Below are 19,343 nucleotides of genomic sequence, written 5' to 3' on the forward strand. Positions count from 1 at the left end.
AGATCTCCGATCTGTTGTATACATAATGTATGGTAAAAATTTCGGGTTCGGCCGCCTCGGGCCGCGAAAAGGCGTACGCCTACCTGCGCGAAAACGTCCTGACCGACCCGGAACTGCAAGGCCGTTTCCTCAACGAGCAGGAGCTTGCCGCGGACATCGGGGTGTCCCGCACTCCGGTCCGTGAGGCGCTGCTGCTGCTGGTTTCCGACGGGCTGGTGGAGCTCATTCCGCAGCGGGGCGCATACGTTCCGGTCGTTACCGGCCGGGAGATTTCCGAGCTCATGGAACTCCGCGGCGTGCTGGAAAGCCATGCGGCCAAACTCGTTATTGACGAACACCGCGTGCCCGCCAAGCAAATGCAGGACACCCTGCAGCAGCAGGCGCAAATTCCGAACAACGATGACCCGGAAGACGCCCGCGAATTCATCCGCCTGGACACGCTCTTCCATCAGCAGCTCATCGACGCCGCCGGAAACGAACTCATTTCACGAACGTACAGCAAGCTCCATGTGCGGCAGATCCTGGTGGGCGTCGCCGCCCTGTTCCGCACGGGCGGCAGGCGCCAGGCGGTGTGCGCCGAACACCAGGACATCCTCGATGCCCTGGTGGCCGGCGATTCCGCCCGTGCCAAGGAGGCTATCGACCGCCACCTCGCGGTGACGCGGGACATCCTCCTGCGCACCTGATCATCGGACGTGGCCAACGCCGGATGCACGCGCCGCTTCGCCGGCTGCCCGGGACGCCGCAGTCCCTTCCAGCAGCAGGCGGTAGTCCTGGTCCTCCACTGTGTTGTTGTCCCGGCCCAAGGCCAGGCCCACGAGGGTCACTGCCGCCGCGACCGCCACATAAATGGCCACCGGAATCCAGGTGCCGAACTGCGAAAGCAGGACTGTGAACATCAATGGTGCGATGGCCCCGCCGATGACGCCTGCGAAGGTGTAGGCGAGTGAGCTTCCCGTGGAACGCAGCCGCGGCGAGAACTGCTCCACGATGAAGGCTGCCTGCGGTCCGTACATAAAGGAGTGTGCCGCCAGTCCCAGGACGATGCCCACGATCAGCATCGGCTCGTTGTTGCCACGCAGGACGCCGAAGAAAACGAAGGTCCAGACGGCGCCCACTACTGCACCCACACCATAGACCAGCCGCCGGTTGAAGCGGTCTGAGACTGCGCCCGCCAGGGGGATCGTGAACAGCTGGAAGGCCGAGCCGACCAGGACGGCGGTGAGCACCTGGTTGCGTTCGTAGCCGAGCCCCTGGATGCCGTAGGTAAGGGTGAAGACGGTGAAAAGCGCGTACAGCACGTCCGGCCCAACGCGGCAGAGCATGGCAGCGATCAGTGGCCGGAGTTCCTTGCTGAACACCTCCCGGATGGGTGCGGCGGGCTGTTCGCCGTGGGCTTCGATGGCCTTGAAGATGGGGGTGTCCTCAAGCCTGAGCCGGATCCACAGACCGAACCCGACCAGCAGTGCGGATACCAGGAATGCGATGCGCCACCCAAAGCTGAGGAACTGTTCCTCGGTGAGCATCAGGGTCAGGACCGCCAGCGCGCCGTTGGCCAGCAGGTTGCCGGCAGGCGGACCCACCTGCGCGGCCGAGGCCCAGAAACCCCGCCGCTGCGGGTCGCCGTATTCGCTGGAGAGCAGCACCGCGCCGCCCCATTCGCCGCCCACGCCCACGCCCTGGGCGAAGCGCAGCAGCACCAGCATGATCGGGGCGGCAACGCCGATGCTGCCGTAGCCCGGGAGGACGCCGATCAGCACCGTGGCCGCGCCGATGATCATCAGTGTGGTGACCAGGACCTTCTTGCGCCCGATCCTGTCGCCGAGCCGGCCGAAGACCACCCCGCCCACGGGCCGTGACACATAGCCGACGGCGTAGGTGGAGAAGGCGAGGATGGTGCCGGTCAGGGGATCCGAGGACGGGAAGAAAACGATGGGAAAGACCACCGCGGCAGCCGCGGAATAGACGGCGAAGTCGTACCACTCCAAGGCCGTGCCGGTCAGGCTCGCCGCAAAAGCTTTGAACAGGCCCTTGGGATGGATCGGCGGCCCTGGCTGTGATGCTGCGCCCGCAGCCGAAACCGGAGAATTGCTCATTGTGTCCTCCACAGTGGATTTTTTCAGGTGACGCCTGTCACGCTGGCGTTAAATGTATACATTACGCATACTGGATGTACATTGGCGACTGTTTCCGGTTTCCGGTTTGTTAATTTTCCCGCGGTGCACCGGCTCCGCGGCCTTCGAAAAGGACTGCACCATGACGGCTCTCAGCTTTGAACTTCCCGACGGCAGCATCAAGAACGTGCAGGTCCGGCACCTCCTCAACGCCGGCTACGCAGGGCGCGAGCAGGATGAGGTGCAGGCGCACATTGCTGAACTCGCCGAGCTTGGCGTCCCCGGCCCCACCACCACGCCGGCCATGTACCCCGTCTCGCCCTATCTCGCGCAGCAGGTGTCCGAGGTCCGGGTCCAGCATGGGCGGACGTCCGGGGAGGCGGAATGGGCGCTGGTCATCACCGACGAGGGCGTCCTGCTCACCGCCGCCTGTGATCATACGGACCGTGAGCTGGAAGTGCATGGTGTGGCATGGAGCAAGAACGCCAGCCCTGACGTCCTGGGCCGCAAGGCATGGCGGCTTGAGGATGTGCGGGACCACCTGGACCGCATCACGCTGCGGGGCTGGGTAGGGGAGGGGGAAACCCCGGACACCCTCATCCAGGACAGTTCCCTCGAGGCTCTGCTGACGCCGGACTACTGGCTGGAGGTGCTGGCCGGTCGCGGTCTCAACCAGCCGGGCACCGTGCTGATTTCCGGCACCGTGGCGATGACCGGCGGGGTGGACCAGTTCGCCCGCAGCTGGAAGGTGGAGATGGCGGATCCGGTGACTGGAGAGTCGCTGGACGTGCAGTATGTCGTGGAGCAAATGCCGCAACCCATCGGCTAAGCGAGGCACCGAGCGGCGTGAACGCGTAGAAAAGTTCCGCCGCCCCACCCTGGGTGGCGGAACCTTTCACGCCTCGAAGCTACTGCCTGTAGCCCTCCACTTCACTGATGGGGCGGGCCTGGGCTTCGTTCGGGTTTTCGCCGGAGTCCTTCTTGGCCCTCCGCTGGCGGAGCAGGTCCCAATACTGGTCCAGGCTTTCTTCAACATACTTGAGCCGCGCCTGGTCCGGCGCCCGGCCGCCTGTCGCGCCCTCGCGCAGCGCGTGCTCCTCCTCCACCAGGGACTGGATGTGCGTCAAAATATCCTGGTCATTCATGGTTTCCCCTAACTCCGGTCCGGTCACCTTCAGCGTACGTAGCAGGTGCTGAAGCCACCAGCCCCCGCGCTGTACCATCAATTTCATGCCCACTGCGCTCGATATGGCAGGTCCCATCCTGGAAGTGCTGACCTGGTTGTGCCTGCCCGCCGGGCTGGGACTGCTGATCTACACCGGCTTCCTCCGCCGCTTTGTCCATCCGTGGGACGTGGCCGAGGCCGTGGTGTATTCGGACTCCACCGGCGTCGGATTCCGCTGGTTCGACCGGAAGCACCAGGTGCACAACGCCCCCATGTCCCCCTACGACATCAGGGACATGGCGGTGGGGGACACGTTGCCCATTTATTACCACCCCAAACGCCCAACCCAGTGGCAGGCCACCGCCCCGGAAGAGGCGGGCAGGACGGCGTCGGTCCTGGGCCGCTGCCTGACGGCAATCGGTACCGTGGCCCTGCTGGGCGGGTTCGTCCTGCCGATGTTTTAGCCGCAGGCCCCTAGCCGGCTACCACCACAACGATGCCCAGTGCGCCCAGGACGACGCCCGCGACTGCGGTCCAGAGCACGGCCGAAAGGTCCGCTTCGATGCTTTCCCCTGCCAGGCCGTGGGACCTCGCCCGGTAGCGGCGGCGCTGGGTGAGATAGATGGCCAAGGCGGCGCTGCCGGACACTGCCAAGAGCATCAGGATGGGCGGCCCGTAGGTGGGAAGCCAGCGCAGGAAGAAGGCGCTCGCTGTCACCAGCGCCAACATGGTCCGGCCCCAGGCGAGTGCCGTCCGTTCGGGTTGGAGGCCCGGATCGCCGTGCGGCCGGGGTGCGCCGGATGCCATCAGCGCATGAGGATAAAGACGAGTACGACGGCGGCCGCCAGGGCGCCTGCCCCGGCCAACAGGGGGACGAAGAACGGCAGGGGAAGCGGCGCTTTATTGCGCATGCTTCGCTCCACGCGAAGCCACCGCACTGCGGCACCGCCGCTGAGCATCATGCCCATCAGAAGCAGGATGACGGCCAGGCCCTTGCGGACCGGCTCGATGAACAGGCCTGACGTGAAGGCCTCGACGGCAATGCCGCCGGCCAGCAGCGCAAGGGACGTGCGGATCCATGCGAGGAAAGTGCGTTCGTTGGCAAGGGTAAATCGCGGGTCCGGCTCCTCGCCGCCTGGCAGCAGGCGTTCCGCGAGTCGTCCACGCGAGGACGGGGCCGCAGGGCCGGGCGGCTGCTCACTCTTGGTCACGGGCCCAGTTTAGCCGCGCCGGCACAGCACGATGACCGGTCAGGCCGCCCGGCGGAGCGCCGCCTTGCCGGCCAAGTGCTCACCGATGGGCAAGGCGGCGGTGGCTGCGGGGGACGGAGCGTTCAATACGTGGATCATCCGGTCGGTCCCGGCCAGCAGGAAATCATGGAGGAGCGTGCCGTCCCGGCGCACGGCCTGCGCCCTGATGCCTGCCTCGCGGGGCAGCAGGTCCTCTTTGGCCAGGCCGGGTGCGTATTTCCGGCATTCCCGAAGGTAGCTTCCCTTGAACAGGGAGTTCCGGACCTCCCGAACGGCTGTGGCGGCATTGGACCTCGCCACGTGCCACAACCCCGGAAAGCGCAGGTAGCGTGCCACGTCCTTCGGGTTCACCGAGAACTTGGGGTAGCCCTCCCGGGCCAGGCCCAGCACCGCGTTGGGTCCGACGGTGATGCTGCCGTTGATGGTGGGAGTGAGGTGCACGCCCAGGAAAGGCAATTCAGGGTCAGGTACCGGGTAGATGAGGTGTTTGACGTAGCGCGATTTTGTTTCGGGCAACTCAAAATACTCGCCGCGGAAGGGAATGATCTGGACATCGATGTTCATTCCGGCCAGTTCGGCGAGCCGGTCCGACTGCAGCCCGGCGCAAGCGATCATCCGGCGGCAGGCGTAGGCGTCATGATCCGTGCCAACCTCCACATGCCCGGAGTGTTCCACGATGGAGGTGACCCGGGCTCCGGTGAGGACGCTTCCGCCGGCGGCCGTTATGAGTTCTGCCAGCTTGTGCGCCACCTGCTGGTAGTCGACGATGCCGGTGCTGGGGATGAACAGGGCGCCCAGCCCGGAAACGTTGGGTTCGCGCCGATTGAGCTCCGCCTCGTCGATGCGCTCGCAGCCCAGGCTGTGGATGGCGGCTCGTTCCTCCAGGCGGTCCAGCCGCTCCAGTTCCACGGCTGTGGTGGCAACCAGCAGTTTGCCCGGCTCGGCGTAGCTGATGCCGTGGTCCCGGCAGAATTCCTTGGTCTGGCGGGCTCCGGCCTTGCTGAATTCGGCCTTGAGACTGTCCGGGGCGTAGTAGATCCCGGAGTGGATGACGCCGCTGTTGTGCCCGGTCTGGTGCGAAGCCAGCGTGGGGGCGGCCTCCAGCAGGACCAATGAGGCGTCGGGCTCTTTCCGCAGGAGCTGGTAAGCAGTGGCAAGGCCCACAATTCCGCCGCCAATGATGCAGTAGTCCGTCCGTTCCACGGGTCTCCGCCTTTCGTTGTGGCTAGAGTCTAGCCACCGGTGCGCTGTTTACCCCCCCCGCTCCGCCATGCCCCAGGCCAGGGAGCCGGCCACGAACACTCCGCTGAACAGCACAATGGTCTTGAAGACACTGACGGTTTCTTCCAGAATATCCACGCAGCCATCATGCCAGCCGGGAATGCGGAGGGTGGCCGGACAGTTGGGGCAGGTATGGAGCGCATTGGATTTCTTTCCTTCGGCCACTGGGGCCCCGGCCAGGGTTCCCGCACCAGGACGGCCGCCGACGCGCTGCTCCAGGGGATCGAACTTGCGGTAGCTGCCGAAGAACTCGGAGTTGACGGCGCATTCTTCCGCGTCCACCATTTCGCGCGCCAGCAGGCCTCGCCCTTCCCTCTACTTTCAGCCATTGCCGCGCGCACCAGCCGCCTGGAAATCGGCACGGGCGTCATCGACATGCGCTACGAGAATCCCCTCTACATGGCGGAGGAGGCGGCTGCCGCAGACCTGATCAGCGGCGGCAGGCTGCAGCTGGGCATCAGCCGCGGCTCACCCGAACCTGCCCGGGACGGCGCGTCGGCTTTCGGATACCGGCCGCAGTCCGGGGAGACCGACGCGGACATGGCCCGGCGCCATACGGCCGCCTTCCGCCAGGCCATTACCGGTGCGGGCGTTGCCCAGGCAGACCCCCGGTACGCCGGCGGCGCCAGCGGCCTCCTGCCCGTCCAGCCCCAGTCCCCGGGTTTGGCGGACCGGATCTGGTGGGGCGCCGGCAGCAGGAAGACCGCGGTGTGGGCGGCGGAACTCGGCATGAACCTGATGAGCTCCACCCTGCTCACCGAGGACACCGGCGTTCCGTTCCATGAACTCCAGTCCGAGCAGATCCAGCTGTACAAGGAGGCATGGGCCGCGGCAGGACATGCGCGCACCCCGCGGGTTTCGGTCAGCCGCAGCGTGCTTCCCATCGTGGATGAAGAGGACAACTACTACTTCGCCGGCAGCGCCCTCCGGGACGGCCGCGACCAGGTGGGCGTGATCGACGGCCTCACAGCCAGGTTCGGCAAGAGCTATGTGGGTGCGCCGGATCGGCTGGCCGAGCAGCTCGCAGCCGACACGGCGGTGCAGACGGCGGACACGCTCCTGCTGACAGTTCCCAATCAACTCGGCGTTGAGTACAACGCCAAGCTCCTTGGCAACATCGTGGAACACGTTGCTCCTGCCCTGGGATGGAGCCGCCGCTGATGCCGGGGGAACCTTTTGTGACACCCAACCGTTAGGCTTGTAAGTGCGTGGTGGGGGCTTCGCGCCCCTACTACTGTGTGACTGCGGAACGGTCATATGACGGAGAGAGAGAAATATGGCTCGCACCGCCTTAGGCTTAACCGTATGATCCGGCTACGTCAGCTGGCCCAGGCGGCCTCAGTGCTGACCACACCCTTGGCGCCAGAGGACATCCTGGCCTTATTCAACCCTGTCTACTCAGCCCGGCAGTTGCGCGGCGTGGTCACCCGGGTCGTCCAGGAGACGGCCCAATCGGCCACGATCTTCTTCCGCCCCGGTCGAGGCTGGAAGTCCCACCTCGCCGGCCAGTGGGCCCGCATCGGCGTCGAACTCGATGGCGTGCGCCATTGGCGCTCCTACTCACTGAGTGCCCCGGCCGGCAAGGACCCTGCCATCACTGTCACGGATGTCGGGGCTGTCTCCGGCACCTTGGTGCGCACCACCAAACCCGGCGACGTCCTGTTCCTGGCCCCGCCGCAGGGTGACTTCGTGCTCCCGGAACATCCCCGCCCCCTCCTGATGGTCACCGCGGGCAGTGGCATCACTCCGGTGATGTCCATGATCCGTACGCTGGTGCCGCGTCGTCCGGATGCCGACGTCGTGCTGGTGCACTCCGCCCGCACGCCGGGTGACAGCCTCTTCCGCGAGGAGCTGGCGGAGCTGGCGGACCAGTTCCCCAACTTCCGGCTGGCGCACTGGTACACCGGCGAGCAGGGCCGGATGGACTTCTCCAGCACCAAGGAACTGGACGAGATCTGCCCCGACTGGAAGGAGCGCGCAGCCTACGCCTGCGGCCCGGACAGCTTCCTGGACGATGCCGAAGCCCTCTGGAAGCGGGCAGCGCTGACCACCCGCGCGCCCGGCACCGACGTCGCCGTCGCCGGAGACCCGGGCAACCTGATGATCGAACGCTTCAACACCACCTTCAACGCCGGGGTAGGGCACGACGGCGGCCTGGTCACCTTTGAGGCCTCCGACCGGGAGGTGCAGGCCGACGGCGATACCCCCATCCTGGATATCGGCGAGGACGCCGGGGTCCTGATGCCCAGCGGTTGCCGAATGGGCATCTGCCACAGCTGCCTCACTCCGCTCCTGGCCGGCCAGGTCCGCGACCTCCGCACCGGTGAAGTCCATGGCGAACCCGGCGAACTTATCCAAACGTGTGTCTCGGCAGCCGCCGGACCCGTCAACCTCGAAATCTGAGGAGCACCACGGTATGTCTGTAATCTCACCCGCCAAGGCCACGGCCACGGGAAGCTCAAGAACGCGCCCCGGCAAGCTCGCAGAATCCGGCAGCCCCACTGTCCGGCCCCCGGCCGCAGCGCACCTCAGCGACGAACAGGTGGCGGAGCTGGGCCGCGAGCTCGATGCCATCAGGGACGAGATCCTGGGCAAGCGCGGTGCGGAGGATGCCGCCTACATCCGCCGCATGATCAAGATCCAGCGCGGGCTTGAAATCTCCGGCCGGGCCGCCCTGCTGGTCAGCAAGAACAAGGCTGCCTGGGTTACCGGCACCACCCTCCTGAGCCTGGCCAAAATCCTGGAAAACATGGAGCTCGGCCACAACATCCTGCACGGACAGTGGGACTGGATGCGGGACCCTGATATCCACTCCACCACCTGGGAATGGGACTTCGTCACCCCGTCCCGCTCCTGGCAGCACACCCATAACGACCTCCACCACCGCTGGACCAACGTAGTGGGCAAGGACAACGACGTTGGATACAACCTCCTCCGGATGGACGAGAACCAGCCGTGGAAGCCTATCAACCTGGCCAACCCGCTGTTCAATGCGATCCTTGCTCCCGTGTTCGAGTGGGGCATCGCCGTCTACGACCTCGAGCTGACCGAGTACAAGGAAGGCACCAAGTCCAAGGAGGCCCTGCTCAAGGACCTGAAGGCTCTAGGCCGCAAGGTGATCACCCAGTTCACCAAGGACTACGCCGCCACCCCTGCCCTGGCCATGCTCACCGGCTCCGCAAAGCAGGCGCTGTTCGGCGCCATTGCCGCCAATGCGGTACGCAACGTGTGGGCCCACGCCGTCATCTTCTGCGGCCACTTCCCTGAAGGCACCGACACCTTCACTGAAGAAATGGTGGAAGGGGAAACCCGGGGCGACTGGTACGTGCGCCAAATGATCGGCTCCGCGAACATCTCCGGGTCCAAATTCATGCACCTCATGACCGGAAACCTGTCCCACCAGATCGAGCACCACCTCTTCCCGGACCTGCCCTCCAACCGGTACGCAGAGGTGGCACCCAGGGTCCGCGAGATCTGCCAGCGCTACGGCCTGAAGTACACCACCGGTCCGCTGCTCAAGCAGGTGGGTTCGTCCTGGGCGAAGGTCTTCAAGCTGGCACTGCCCGGTAAGGCTGCCCGCGCCTAAGGACCACAAGCACAACGCAGGAAGTGACCCGGCTGGAGCTGTCCGGCCGGGTCACTTCCTGTCTTTGGGCCCTTTTTGTCCGGCCCTTTAGCGCCGGCTTTCGGGCGCCAGGAGCATGTGGTCCAGCTTCGGCAGGGCATGCCGAAGCCGGTGCTCGGCGCGGTCAAGGATCTCCGCGGCCTGGGACAAACCGGTATCGGCCAGTTCCACGCGCGCGGAGCCCTGCAGCCGGTGGCCGGACCACCGCAGCTGCAGCTGCCGGACCGCCAGGACACCGGGTGTGTCCTGCAGTGCGGCCTCGGCACGCTCCACCAGTTCCGGTTCGATGCCGTCCATGAGCCGACGCCCGATGCTGCGGACCGTCCCCCAGAGCAACACCATGATGGCGGCGGAAATGATCAATCCCACGATCGGGTCCGCCAGCGGGAAACCAAGCATGACGCCAATGGCGCCGATCACCACGGCGAGCGAGGTGAAACCGTCCGTCCTGGCGTGCACCCCATCCGCCACCAGAGCCGCAGAACCAATCCTGCGGCCCACCCGGATGCGGTAGATGGCCACGGCCTCGTTGCCGGCGAAACCAATCAGGCCAGCCGCCATGACCCAGCCCAGGTTTTGCAGCGCCTGCGGATGGATGAGCCGGTCCACGGACTGCCAGCCCGCCACAATGGCGGAGAGGGCCACCACGGCCACGATGAACAGGCCGGCCAGGTCCTCGGCCCTGCCATACCCGTACGTGTACCGGCGGGTCGCCGCCCTGCGCCCCAGGATGAAGGCAATCCACAGTGGCACGGCGGTCAGGGCGTCAGAGAAGTTGTGGATGGTGTCCGCGAGCAGTGCCACCGAACTGCTGAACAGGACCACCAGGAACTGCAGCACCGTGGTGGCCAGCAGGACGAACATGCTGATCTTCAGCGCCCGGATGCCCTCGGTGCTGGCCTCCATGGCGTCGTCGATGGAATCGGCGGCGTCATGGGTATGCGGAACGAACAGCTCGAAAAGCCAGCCCTTGAAGCCGGAATGGTGATGATGGTCGTGGTCGTGGTCGTGGTCGTGGTCGTGGTCGTGGTCGTGATGATGGCCGGCGTGGCCGTCATCATGGTGATTGTGCGTATGGGTTGATTCATGGTGCGGCCCGGTCATGAGGCGCTCCTCTGTGCGTGATGGGAAGGTGCCCGGTGGTGCGCCGGCTCGCCGCCGAGCGCATGTTCGGCCTGGAAGATGGCGTCGGCCACCAGTTGCCGGGCGTGTTCGTTCTCCAGCCGGTACAAAACCCGCGTGCCGTCCTGCCGCGTTGACACCATTCGGGCCAGCCGCATTTTGGCCAGGTGCTGGGACACGGCTGCGGGGGATTTCCCTACGGCTTCCGCCAGGGCACCCACTGCCATTTCGCCGTCGCGAAGGGCCAGGATAATCCGCACCCTCGTGGCGTCAGCCAGCATCGAGAAGACCTCCACGGCCAACTCCACGTACTGGCTGTCCGTTCCCAGCGAGCAAGCATTATTATCTGCATTCATGCGCATATAGTGTCACAATGCCGGCTGTCGCGCATATCGGCATCCTGCACGTTAGCGACCGGCGGCGTGCAGGCCAGGGCGGGCCCCTAAAGTAGGAGGGTACGGGCACGGCGTGCCGCCGGCCGCTCCGGTCAGTCTCGAAAGGAATTTACCCCGATGGCTTTCATCACCGTAGGTACTGAGAACAGCACTGATATCGAGCTCTACTATGAGGATCACGGTTCGGGCCAGCCCGTGGTGCTGATCCACGGCTACCCCCTGGACGGATCATCCTGGGAGAAGCAGACTGCCGCGCTCCTCGCCGCCGGCTACCGGGTCATCACCTACGACCGCCGCGGCTTCGGCAAGTCCAGCAAACCCGCCGAGGGGTACGATTACGACACTTTCGCGGCGGACCTCAACACCCTGTTGACCACCCTGGACCTGGACAACGTGGTGCTGGTGGGCTTCTCCATGGGCACCGGCGAGGTGGGCCGCTACCTTGGTACCTATGGCTCCGCGCGGGTTGCCCGCGCCGCGTTCCTCGGGTCGCTGGAGCCCTTCCTGCTTAAGACCGATGACAACCCAGGCGGCGTTCCGCAGGACGTATTCGATGGCCTCAAAGCTGCGGTCACTGCTGACCGGTATTCCTTCTTCACTGAGTTCTTCAAGAATTTCTATAACTCGGACACCTTCCTGGGCACTCCGCGCCTCAGCCAGGATGCCGTCAACGCCAGCTGGAACCTTGCCGCCGGTGCCGGGGCCACAGCGTCCGTTGCCGCCCAGCCGACATGGCTGACGGACTTCCGGCAGGACATCCCCAAGATCGATGTTCCCGCCCTGATCGTCCACGGCACCGCCGACAATATCCTGCCCATCGACTCGACCGGCCGGCTGTTCGCCAAGGCGCTGCCCAGCGCGGAATACGTCGAAATCGAAGGCGCGCCGCACGGCCTGCTCTGGACGCACGCCGCAGAGGTCAACGAAGCGTTGCTCGGGTTCCTCTCCAGGTAGGGCATCCTTGGGCGGCGGCGGGACTCCCGTCGTCGCCCTTTGCTTATCTTGTCAGCGGAGGGACGGGCCAGTGATGCGGGGCTCCTGTACCACGGGTACGGGGCACAGCTGCTCGGCAAGTGCCTTGAGTTCCGGGGGGTGGAAAGGCTTGGTGAGGTAGGCGGCGGCCCCGGACGCCATGCCGGCCAACACGTCATCGCTCTCCGAACGGGCCGTCAGGAAAAGCAGCGGGGCAGAGGTCCTGGCACGGATGGCGCGGGCAACCACGTGCCCGTCCATGTCCGGAAGGCCAAGGTCCAGGGTGACCAGGACGATGGCGGGATCGGCCGCGGCGGCGATGGCCTCCGCTCCCGTGCCTACGGCTTTCACGACGAAGCCCGCACGCGAAAGGACTACCGAGATCAGTCCGCGGATATCGTCGTTATCTTCAACGACAAGGCAGGTGCGCTGCTGTTCCATCCAAGCCCCCCGGCGAAAAAGTTGGCAACAGTCTACCGGGGCTGTGGCGGGTTTATCGGGCCTTGGCCTTATCCGTCGTAATGTGTCCGCGCGGGACCCTGGCCCAGGGAGTGGACCACGGCAGCGGCCACATCATGCAGTTTCGAATTGCGGGTGCTTGACGCCGTCTTAAGGATGTCGAAGGCGTCCTGCTGGCTGCACCGATTTTGGGCCATGATGATCCCCACCGCCATATCAATGACGGTCCGGGTTTCCAGGGTGGCGCGGAGGTTCGCGGCCGTTTCGCTGAAATGCGCAAAGCGGATCGCAAGGCGCAGGGCCAATGAGGTCTGGCTGACGAAATCCTCGGCGAATTCCAGGATGCGGCCCTCGAAGCGGTGCGCGCGGCCGGAGTACAGCAACAGGGCTGCCTTGGTGTCGCCCTCCAGCCGGAACGGGAGCGCCGCAACGGAGCGGATTCCCTCTGCCAACAAGGCCGAGGAATAGTCCGGCCAGCGGCCGCCAGAGGTGAGATCCGGAATATGGACAGTTTCCTGGGTGGTTGCTGCCGTCATGCCCGGTGTCTCGGTGAACCGGTGTTCCAGCCGTCCAATGGACCGTGCCTCGTGGCTGCTGCTGGCTACCGTGGTGCCCTTCCGCTGCCTGAGCAGGGTGACGGCGCACAGCATCTCATCACCGGGTTCAGACAGGTTGCGTGCTGAGACCTGCGCCAGTTCGTTGAGGAAGTCCTCGACGTCAGAGCTGTCAAGGACAATTTCGTGCAGGTACTCAGTTATGGATGTATCGGGTTTAGCTGTTGACTCGCTGGCCACTGTTTCTTGGTGCCATTCGCTCAGGTCAAAACGAACCGGCAACACACAAACGCCCCGCAACTTGGGCGGGGAGCCGGTGATGGTCGCTGGATCGAAGAACTTTCCAACGGCCCGCTGCTAAACCGATAACCAGAGTATATACATCCGCAAGGAAGGCGAAACGTCATGTCCGCCGGGCCGTCACAGCCGGGTGCTGGCGCCATGCAGGGGTAACCGGCACAATGAAGCGGGAGCCGGCCACCGGATGCGGCGCCAACCCAAAGCTGCCCGCCGGGGAAGGACAGGAACATGACCAGGCTTCTTATCATCGGTCCACCGGGCTCCGGCAAGGGAACCCAGGCTGAACACCTGGCCCGCCACTTCGGGATCCCGGCCGTATCGACGGGAGATATCTTCCGGAGCAACGTCAGCCGGAAGACAGAGCTGGGGAACCAGGCTGCCGAATACCTCGACGGTGGCCATTTCGTTCCGGACCACCTCACCAATGCACTCGTGAAGGACCGCCTCCTTGATGGCGACGTCAGGCACGGTTTCCTGCTGGACGGTTACCCCCGCACCGCGCCGCAGGCAATGGAACTGGACGGTATGCTCGCTGCGCAGGGACACGGGCTGGACGCCGTCATCGAATTGCAGGCTCCCGATGCTGAACTGGAAGAGCGGATGCACCGGCGGGCGGTGGAACAAGGGCGCACCGACGACACCATTGACGTCTTCCGGCGCCGGTTGGACCTCTACCGCCGCCAGACACATGAAGTAGTCTCGGTGTACGCGGGCCGGGGAATCCTGCTATCCGTCAACGGCAGCGGAGATCCGGAGGAAATTACCGCGCTGGCGATAGCCGCCGTCGAACAATTCCTGGCAGCACCCAGGCGGCCATCCTGACCGAAACAACGCATGGTGAACTCGAGCAGAAGGAAAAACTGATGAGAATTGCCGTTACCGGCGGAAGCGGAAAACTTGGCCGGCACGTGGTGCGCCGGCTCACCGACGACGGCCACGAGGTCCTCAACCTGGACCGTGCCGGGACCCGGAGTCCTGGCTTGCTCGTGGTGGACCTGCGCGACTATGGCCAGGTGGTGGATGCGCTGCTGGGAGTGGATGACCGCCATGACGGGTTCGACGCCGTGGTGCACCTCGGTGCCATTCCCGCCCCGGGCATCCTTCCGGACGCCGCGACGTTCGAGAACAACATGCTCTCCACCTACAACGTCTTCCAGGCGGCGCGACGGGCCGGCATCAAGAAGGTGGTGTACGCCTCCAGCGAGACAGTACTGGGGCTGCCATTCGACATTGACCCGCCTTACATTCCGGTGGACGAGGAATATCCTCCGCGGCCGGAAAGCACCTATTCCCTGGTGAAGACCCTTGAGGAGCGGATGGCGGTGGAACTGACCCGCTGGGACCCGGAACTGAGCATCACCGGGCTGCGGTTCTCGAACGTCATGGACGAGTCCGACTACGCGCGGTTCCCCTCTTTCGACGACGACGCGACGCTGCGCAAGTGGAACCTTTGGGGCTACATCGACGGCAGGGACGGCGCGCAGGCAGTGGCGCGGGCCTTGGAGAACGCGAAGCCCGGTTTCGAAGCCTTCATCATCGCCAACGCCGATACCGTCATGAGCCGCTCAAGCAACAGCCTGGCCGCGGAGGTCTTCCCCGGCGTCAAGGTCACCAAGGAACTGGGCGAGCACGAAACCATGCTGTCCATTGACAAGGCCCGGCGCCTGCTCGGCTTCGAGCCCGAACACAGCTGGCGGAACCACGCGGCGGCCGGTTCCGGCGCAGGAGAAAGCCAGGAATAATCACCGGTTCGCAGGAATCGCCAAAGGTTGGCGAAGGATCATCCAAGGAGCCGGGAGCCGTGAGCTTCCGGCTCCTATCCTTTTGGTACACGCAACCATTGCCGGTTCCGGGGCGGAGTCCCTGAACGGGAGTGGGCCCCCGCCACCACAAGGACCCCGAAATTCGTATCCGATCCCTCGTGCTTCCCGTCATCACAGCGCTGCTCTCCGCCGTCGTCCTGTCCACGGCGTCCCTGCCCGTTGCCGCTGCTTCCTCCGTCACCGCCGGCGCACCCACCAACGCAACCGGCCGCTACATTGTCCAGTACGCCCCCGCCGCGGACGTTGCTGCGGAGGTTTCCGGCCTGCGGGCCCAAGGTGTCGCCGTCGGCCGTACGTTTGACCACGCAATCCGCGGCGCGGTTGTCACCGCCAACCCGGCCCAAGCGGCGGCCCTCGCCAAGTCCGGCAAGGTGCTGTCGGTGGAGGCAGACTCCCCTGTCCGGATTTCCGGCACCGAGCAACCCGCCCCCTGGGGCCTTGACAGGGCCGACCAAAGGTCCCTTCCACTCTCCGGTTCGTACTCGTGGACCGCGGCCGGCGCCGGTGTGACGGCTTACGTCGTGGACACCGGCATCCTGGCCTCCCACACCGACTTCGGCGGCCGGGTGGCCGCCGGGTGGACTGCGGTGTCGGACGGCAACGGCACCACAGACTGCAACGGTCACGGCACCCACGTAGCCGGAACCCTGGCCGGTTCAACCTACGGGGTCGCCAAGAGCGCCACCCTGGTGCCGGTCAGGGTGCTTGATTGCAGCGGGTCCGGCTACAACTCCGATGTAGTGGCGGGCCTGGACTGGATCGCTGCCAACCACGCCGCTGGAACACCCGCAGTGGCCAATCTCAGTCTCGGCGGAGCCGCGAGCACGGCAGTGGACAACGCCATCCAGGCAGTCCTGAACGACGGCGTCACCACAGTGGTGGCCGCCGGAAACTCCGCCACGGATGCCTGCACTGCGTCTCCCGCCCGCGTGCCCGGCGCCGTCACGGTGGCTGCAAGCGACTCCGCCGACAAGCAGGCATCGTTCTCCAACTTCGGATCCTGCGTGGACCTGTACGCTCCCGGGGTAGGCATCACCTCCGACTACTACACCTCCACCACAGCCACGGCATCCATGTCAGGGACCTCCATGGCTGCCCCGCACACCGCCGGGGCCGCGGCCGTGCTGCTCTCGCAGAACCCGGCCCTGGCGCCTGCCGATGTGGCCGCAGCACTCGTATCCAATGCCACTCCCGGCGTGGTCGCCGGGGCCGGCACTGGGACCCCCGACCGCCTGCTTTATACGGGTGCGGCTGCACCTGCACCTGCACCTGCACCTGCACCGACCGTCACCTCCGTTTCGCCGGCCGCCAAGGCAACGGCAGCCGCGGCTGGCACCAACGTGACGGCCACCTTCAGCGCCAGCGTGCAGGGTGTGTCCGCAGGGACGTTCATGCTCACGAACGCGGCCGGCGGCAGTATCACCGCCACCGTCACCTACAACGACTCCACCAGGACTGCCACCCTTGACCCTGCAGTGAACTTGGCCGCCGATGCCACCTACACCGCCACCCTGGTGGGTGGACCCGCTGCCATCCGGGACGCTGCCGGTACACCGCTGGCTACCACGAGTTGGACCTTCACCACCGGCCCCGCGCCCACCGTCACCAGCATCAGCCCCGGCAGCAATGCCCTCCTGGTGCGCAGGAGCAGCAACATCAGTGCCACCTTCAGCGAGGCGGTCCAAGGCGTCGGAACAGCAACCTTCACCCTGAAGAACGCGTCCACGGGGGCGGTAGTGGCAGCATCGGTCTACCGCAACGGCACCACCAACCAGTGGATCCTCGACCCCCAGGGCGCCCTGGCGGCAAAGACCCGCTATACCGTGACGCTGATCGGCGGGGGCGCCGCCATCAGGGACCTCGCCGGCAATCCGCTCTCAAATGGGAGCTGGCAGTTCACCACCGGCTCGTTCTAGCGGCCACCGCGATTGTTGGCGCCGTGATGGAGGAATGGGCTGTCACCGGGATAGTGTTCAGCCTAAGCATTTATCACGGGGCAGGGACAAGGCAGCACATTGGTAGAAAAATCAGCACGGTCCGGGGCCGCGGAACACAATGCCGGCAAGTGGCGTGCCTTCAATGAGAAGTTCGTGGTGGAGGAGCGCTACGTTGACGTGGCTGACCGTCGCAGGCTGTACCGGGCGTCGGTCATCCTCTCGGTGGTGGGGCTGGCGCTCTTTATCGCCACGCTCGTCAGCGTGGTGCAGGCCACTGGCTTGTCCGCGGCCGACGAACCCGTGCATGACTGGCTGCTGACCACGCGTTCCGGGGCCCTGACCGCCATCATGATCTTCCTGGCGATCTTCTTCGGCCCTATCGCCCTGCCCATCATCGTGTTGGTGGTGATCGTGGTCTGGGGCTTCGCAGCCAAACACGCCTGGCGGCCCATCCTGCTGGCATCTGCGATGCTGACCGGCGTGATCGTTTCGCAGATCATCCTCCACATCGTCCAGCGCTCGCGCCCGCCTGTGGACCAGATGTTGTTTGGCGCCGACCAGACCTTCTCGTTCCCATCCGGGCATGTCCTGGGTGCCTGCGACTTCCTGCTGGTGGGCGCGTACCTGATCGCCTCCCGCCGCCGGAACCGCCGGGCAGCCGTTTACGGGTTCATCGGCGCGGGAATCGGAATTGTCCTGGCAATCGCCAGCCGCCTGTATTTGGGCTACCACTGGCCCACCGACACGTTGGCTTCGTTCTCTCTCTCGCTGCTGATCCTGGGCGGAGTCATCGCACTCGATACCTGGCGGACGGCCAGGATCGAAGGCGAACCGATCACAGGGGAGCTGTCCAAAGCGGAATCACCGCAGGAGTGAACCGGCCCCTGGAACCGGTTCACTCCCTGTCCCGCTAAGGCCTGGACCGCGCCCGTTTCAGCGCCCGGTGCAGTTTCAGGTTTGCTGCCTCCAGCTCCAGGACCTTGGCTACACCGGCCAGGTTCAGGCCCTCCTGGAGGAGCTCGCCGATCCGCAGCAGTACGGCGATGTCATCCTCGCTGTACTGTCGCGTTCCGCCCGCGGTTCGGGACGGCGTCAGCAGCCCCTTGGCCTCGTACAGCCTGATGTTTTGCTGTCCCGTACCCGTCAGTTCCGCCGCTACCGAGATGGCGTACAGGGCGCGCGGGCCGGGGGAACGGCCGGGCCGGCCGGCTGCAGATTCCGCCATGTGTTCTCCCAAAAAACCTTCGCTTGCCGTCTTGCCTAAGTTTCCCACCGGTGCTATAAAAAATCTACATCCACCACCATAGATTAGAAGGGTGGTGGGTAGCTGGAAATCCAACACCTTGAAGCTGAAGGAGTGGGAAATGATGTTGATGCGTACGGACCCGTTCCGTGAGCTGGACCGGCTTGCGCAGCAGGTCTTGGGAACCGCCGCCCGCCCGGCTGCCATGCCCATGGACGCCTGGCAGGAAGACGACGAATTCGTGGTGGCGTTCGACCTTCCCGGTGTGGACGTGGACTCTGTGGACCTGAACGTGGAACGGAACGTCCTGACGGTGCGGGCTGAGCGCCGCGACCCCACGCAGCCCGATGTGGAGTTGGTGGCGTCGGAACGTCCCCGGGGAGTGTTCAGCCGCCAACTGATTTTGGGGGACACCCTGGACACCGACAAGATCAAGGCCGGTTACGACCAAGGCGTGCTCACCCTGCGGATCCCGGTGGCCCAGCAGGCAAAGCCACGCAAGATCGAGATCCAGACCCAACAGGGCGGCATGCAGCAGATCAACGCCTAGGACCGGTGGCACTCCGCCGGCGCCCCTGCCTCCGGGCGGGGACGCCGGCAGCCATGGCAGGCACAGACGTATTCATCCAAGGAGGCGGAAACCCTTATGAGTGAGTGGCGGCGCTACGATTCACCCCTGATCCCTGCCTTCCATGAGCGCTTCGAACAGCGGTGGGGGCCGGGAACGGCGCCATTCCTGGACCCCGAGGCCCATGAGCAGCCCATGCCGCGGGCGCAGTGGATCAACCCGGCCACTGGTGCCGCCCTGGCGGTGGTTCCGATCTGGACGGCCGATGAGGCGCAGCAACGGTCCTTCGGCGTGTTCTACCTGCCCCCTGCCGGCGATATCTGGGTCCTGCGGCCGGGCTACACCGGTTACCTGGAACCATCCGACGGCGACACGGAGCATCTGGTGACCCTGCGCAATGACGCCTTCCGCAAGGCGGTGGCGCACGCCAAGGAGTTCCTGTTCGGGTCGCAGTAACCAGCGGTGCCGGCCGGGGGGTTGCTGCTCGTCAGCCGGTTCCCGCTGTGTAATCCTGAGACGTACCCGAATCACCGCA

23 protein-coding genes are annotated in these 19,343 nt (G+C 65.4%); 13 read left to right on the top strand and 10 right to left on the bottom strand.

The window, feature by feature from the left end:
- Positions 1-29 precede the first annotated feature (29 nt).
- On the top strand, positions 30-686 hold the full coding sequence (locus tag QF050_RS06985) for a GntR family transcriptional regulator (RefSeq protein WP_308929785.1): 657 nt from the start codon (positions 30-32) through the stop codon (positions 684-686).
- Here the strand turns inward: QF050_RS06985 and QF050_RS06990 are convergent, their stop codons facing one another.
- Positions 687-2,096 carry an MFS transporter gene (locus QF050_RS06990; RefSeq protein ID WP_308929786.1) on the bottom strand — a complete coding sequence of 470 codons (1,410 nt, stop codon included), beginning with the start codon at positions 2,094-2,096 and terminating at the stop codon, positions 687-689.
- 160 nt (positions 2,097-2,256) lie between these two features.
- Here QF050_RS06990 and QF050_RS06995 point away from each other — a divergent pair, with 160 nt between their 5' ends.
- Positions 2,257-2,943 (top strand): DUF2848 domain-containing protein, encoded by a 687-nt coding sequence (locus tag QF050_RS06995; protein ID WP_308929787.1) that lies wholly within the window; start codon positions 2,257-2,259, stop codon positions 2,941-2,943.
- A gap of 79 nt (positions 2,944-3,022) precedes the next feature.
- Here the strand turns inward: QF050_RS06995 and QF050_RS07000 are convergent, their stop codons facing one another.
- Positions 3,023-3,259, bottom strand: a complete 237-nt coding sequence (locus QF050_RS07000; RefSeq protein WP_308929788.1) for a DUF2630 family protein — start codon at positions 3,257-3,259, stop codon at positions 3,023-3,025.
- Positions 3,260-3,344: 85 nt separating this feature from the next.
- Between QF050_RS07000 and QF050_RS07005 the strand changes: the two genes are divergently transcribed.
- The gene (locus QF050_RS07005; protein ID WP_308929789.1) at positions 3,345-3,743 is read left to right on the top strand and encodes a hypothetical protein; all 399 of its coding nucleotides are present in this window, start codon (positions 3,345-3,347) and stop codon (positions 3,741-3,743) included.
- Positions 3,744-3,753: 10 nt separating this feature from the next.
- Here the strand turns inward: QF050_RS07005 and QF050_RS07010 are convergent, their stop codons facing one another.
- From QF050_RS07010 to lhgO, 3 genes are read right to left on the bottom strand one after another with little or no spacing between them, the layout of a single operon-like run.
- Entirely contained in the window at positions 3,754-4,086 is a 333-nt protein-coding gene (locus QF050_RS07010) for a DUF202 domain-containing protein (protein WP_308929790.1), read from the bottom strand.
- The gene (locus QF050_RS07015) at positions 4,086-4,490 is read right to left on the bottom strand and encodes a DUF202 domain-containing protein (RefSeq protein WP_308929791.1); all 405 of its coding nucleotides are present in this window, start codon (positions 4,488-4,490) and stop codon (positions 4,086-4,088) included. The genes QF050_RS07010 and QF050_RS07015 overlap by 1 nt, the downstream gene beginning before the upstream one ends.
- Before the next feature lie 39 nt (positions 4,491-4,529).
- Complete coding sequence (gene lhgO, locus QF050_RS07020) at positions 4,530-5,732, bottom strand: L-2-hydroxyglutarate oxidase (RefSeq protein WP_308929792.1); 1,203 nt, start codon at positions 5,730-5,732, stop codon at positions 4,530-4,532.
- Positions 5,733-5,942: 210 nt separating this feature from the next.
- On the opposite strand from lhgO, the gene QF050_RS07025 reads away from it, so the two are divergent.
- The 3 genes from QF050_RS07025 (at position 5,943) to QF050_RS07035 (ending at position 9,396) form a co-directional block, all read left to right on the top strand.
- Positions 5,943-6,971 (top strand): LLM class flavin-dependent oxidoreductase, encoded by a 1,029-nt coding sequence (locus QF050_RS07025; protein WP_308929793.1) that lies wholly within the window; start codon positions 5,943-5,945, stop codon positions 6,969-6,971.
- A gap of 144 nt (positions 6,972-7,115) precedes the next feature.
- The gene (locus QF050_RS07030; RefSeq protein WP_308929794.1) at positions 7,116-8,213 is read left to right on the top strand and encodes a ferredoxin reductase; all 1,098 of its coding nucleotides are present in this window, start codon (positions 7,116-7,118) and stop codon (positions 8,211-8,213) included.
- 13 nt (positions 8,214-8,226) lie between these two features.
- Positions 8,227-9,396, top strand: coding sequence for an acyl-CoA desaturase (locus QF050_RS07035; protein ID WP_308929795.1), 1,170 nt, complete (start codon positions 8,227-8,229; stop codon positions 9,394-9,396).
- 87 nt (positions 9,397-9,483) lie between these two features.
- Here QF050_RS07035 and QF050_RS07040 read toward each other — a convergent pair whose 3' ends face one another.
- Both QF050_RS07040 and QF050_RS07045 read right to left on the bottom strand, forming a co-directional pair.
- Complete coding sequence (locus QF050_RS07040; RefSeq protein WP_308929796.1) at positions 9,484-10,539, bottom strand: cation diffusion facilitator family transporter; 1,056 nt, start codon at positions 10,537-10,539, stop codon at positions 9,484-9,486.
- Positions 10,536-10,913 carry a metalloregulator ArsR/SmtB family transcription factor gene (locus tag QF050_RS07045; RefSeq protein ID WP_308929797.1) on the bottom strand — a complete coding sequence of 126 codons (378 nt, stop codon included), beginning with the start codon at positions 10,911-10,913 and terminating at the stop codon, positions 10,536-10,538. The genes QF050_RS07040 and QF050_RS07045 overlap by 4 nt, the downstream gene beginning before the upstream one ends.
- 156 nt (positions 10,914-11,069) lie before the next feature.
- Here QF050_RS07045 and QF050_RS07050 point away from each other — a divergent pair, with 156 nt between their 5' ends.
- Positions 11,070-11,906, top strand: a complete 837-nt coding sequence (locus QF050_RS07050; protein WP_308929798.1) for an alpha/beta hydrolase — start codon at positions 11,070-11,072, stop codon at positions 11,904-11,906.
- A gap of 51 nt (positions 11,907-11,957) precedes the next feature.
- Here QF050_RS07050 and QF050_RS07055 read toward each other — a convergent pair whose 3' ends face one another.
- Both QF050_RS07055 and QF050_RS07060 read right to left on the bottom strand, forming a co-directional pair.
- Positions 11,958-12,365, bottom strand: a complete 408-nt coding sequence (locus tag QF050_RS07055) for a response regulator (protein ID WP_308929799.1) — start codon at positions 12,363-12,365, stop codon at positions 11,958-11,960.
- 68 nt (positions 12,366-12,433) lie between these two features.
- Positions 12,434-13,177, bottom strand: coding sequence for a GAF and ANTAR domain-containing protein (locus QF050_RS07060; RefSeq protein ID WP_308929800.1), 744 nt, complete (start codon positions 13,175-13,177; stop codon positions 12,434-12,436).
- Positions 13,178-13,465: 288 nt separating this feature from the next.
- Between QF050_RS07060 and QF050_RS07065 the strand changes: the two genes are divergently transcribed.
- The 4 genes from QF050_RS07065 (at position 13,466) to QF050_RS07080 (ending at position 17,873) form a co-directional block, all read left to right on the top strand.
- Complete coding sequence (locus tag QF050_RS07065) at positions 13,466-14,059, top strand: adenylate kinase (RefSeq protein WP_308929801.1); 594 nt, start codon at positions 13,466-13,468, stop codon at positions 14,057-14,059.
- A gap of 41 nt (positions 14,060-14,100) precedes the next feature.
- The gene (locus QF050_RS07070; RefSeq protein ID WP_308929802.1) at positions 14,101-14,979 is read left to right on the top strand and encodes an NAD(P)-dependent oxidoreductase; all 879 of its coding nucleotides are present in this window, start codon (positions 14,101-14,103) and stop codon (positions 14,977-14,979) included.
- Positions 14,980-15,158: 179 nt separating this feature from the next.
- Positions 15,159-16,976: a S8 family serine peptidase gene (locus QF050_RS07075; RefSeq protein WP_308929803.1), complete on the top strand. Its 1,818-nt coding sequence runs from the start codon at positions 15,159-15,161 to the stop codon at positions 16,974-16,976.
- A 99-nt stretch (positions 16,977-17,075) separates the two neighbouring features.
- Positions 17,076-17,873, top strand: coding sequence for a phosphatase PAP2 family protein (locus tag QF050_RS07080; RefSeq protein WP_308929804.1), 798 nt, complete (start codon positions 17,076-17,078; stop codon positions 17,871-17,873).
- A gap of 34 nt (positions 17,874-17,907) precedes the next feature.
- On the opposite strand, the gene QF050_RS07085 is transcribed toward QF050_RS07080, so the two are convergent.
- The gene (locus QF050_RS07085; RefSeq protein ID WP_308929805.1) at positions 17,908-18,222 is read right to left on the bottom strand and encodes a MerR family transcriptional regulator; all 315 of its coding nucleotides are present in this window, start codon (positions 18,220-18,222) and stop codon (positions 17,908-17,910) included.
- A 142-nt stretch (positions 18,223-18,364) separates the two neighbouring features.
- Here QF050_RS07085 and QF050_RS07090 point away from each other — a divergent pair, with 142 nt between their 5' ends.
- The gene (locus QF050_RS07090) at positions 18,365-18,790 is read left to right on the top strand and encodes an HSP20 family small heat-shock protein (RefSeq protein ID WP_308932119.1); all 426 of its coding nucleotides are present in this window, start codon (positions 18,365-18,367) and stop codon (positions 18,788-18,790) included.
- Positions 18,791-18,886: 96 nt separating this feature from the next.
- On the top strand, positions 18,887-19,264 hold the full coding sequence (locus QF050_RS07095; protein WP_285248439.1) for a hypothetical protein: 378 nt from the start codon (positions 18,887-18,889) through the stop codon (positions 19,262-19,264).
- Positions 19,265-19,343: the final 79 nt, after the last annotated feature.

The organism is Arthrobacter sp. SLBN-112 (assembly GCF_030944625.1).
Classification (GTDB): domain Bacteria; phylum Actinomycetota; class Actinomycetes; order Actinomycetales; family Micrococcaceae; genus Arthrobacter.

Coding starts and splice junctions, on each gene's coding strand:
- QF050_RS06985 (WP_308929785.1), top strand. CDS start 30: ATGGTAAAAATTTCGGGTTCGGCCGCCTCGGGCCGCGAAAAGGCGTAC.
- QF050_RS06990 (WP_308929786.1), bottom strand. CDS start 2,096: ATGAGCAATTCTCCGGTTTCGGCTGCGGGCGCAGCATCACAGCCAGGG.
- QF050_RS06995 (WP_308929787.1), top strand. CDS start 2,257: ATGACGGCTCTCAGCTTTGAACTTCCCGACGGCAGCATCAAGAACGTG.
- QF050_RS07000 (WP_308929788.1), bottom strand. CDS start 3,259: ATGAATGACCAGGATATTTTGACGCACATCCAGTCCCTGGTGGAGGAG.
- QF050_RS07005 (WP_308929789.1), top strand. CDS start 3,345: ATGCCCACTGCGCTCGATATGGCAGGTCCCATCCTGGAAGTGCTGACC.
- QF050_RS07010 (WP_308929790.1), bottom strand. CDS start 4,086: ATGGCATCCGGCGCACCCCGGCCGCACGGCGATCCGGGCCTCCAACCC.
- QF050_RS07025 (WP_308929793.1), top strand. CDS start 5,943: ATGGAGCGCATTGGATTTCTTTCCTTCGGCCACTGGGGCCCCGGCCAG.
- QF050_RS07030 (WP_308929794.1), top strand. CDS start 7,116: ATGATCCGGCTACGTCAGCTGGCCCAGGCGGCCTCAGTGCTGACCACA.
- QF050_RS07035 (WP_308929795.1), top strand. CDS start 8,227: ATGTCTGTAATCTCACCCGCCAAGGCCACGGCCACGGGAAGCTCAAGA.
- QF050_RS07040 (WP_308929796.1), bottom strand. CDS start 10,539: ATGACCGGGCCGCACCATGAATCAACCCATACGCACAATCACCATGAT.
- QF050_RS07045 (WP_308929797.1), bottom strand. CDS start 10,913: ATGAATGCAGATAATAATGCTTGCTCGCTGGGAACGGACAGCCAGTAC.
- QF050_RS07050 (WP_308929798.1), top strand. CDS start 11,070: ATGGCTTTCATCACCGTAGGTACTGAGAACAGCACTGATATCGAGCTC.
- QF050_RS07055 (WP_308929799.1), bottom strand. CDS start 12,365: ATGGAACAGCAGCGCACCTGCCTTGTCGTTGAAGATAACGACGATATC.
- QF050_RS07065 (WP_308929801.1), top strand. CDS start 13,466: ATGACCAGGCTTCTTATCATCGGTCCACCGGGCTCCGGCAAGGGAACC.
- QF050_RS07070 (WP_308929802.1), top strand. CDS start 14,101: ATGAGAATTGCCGTTACCGGCGGAAGCGGAAAACTTGGCCGGCACGTG.
- QF050_RS07085 (WP_308929805.1), bottom strand. CDS start 18,222: ATGGCGGAATCTGCAGCCGGCCGGCCCGGCCGTTCCCCCGGCCCGCGC.
- QF050_RS07090 (WP_308932119.1), top strand. CDS start 18,365: ATGTTGATGCGTACGGACCCGTTCCGTGAGCTGGACCGGCTTGCGCAG.
- QF050_RS07095 (WP_285248439.1), top strand. CDS start 18,887: ATGAGTGAGTGGCGGCGCTACGATTCACCCCTGATCCCTGCCTTCCAT.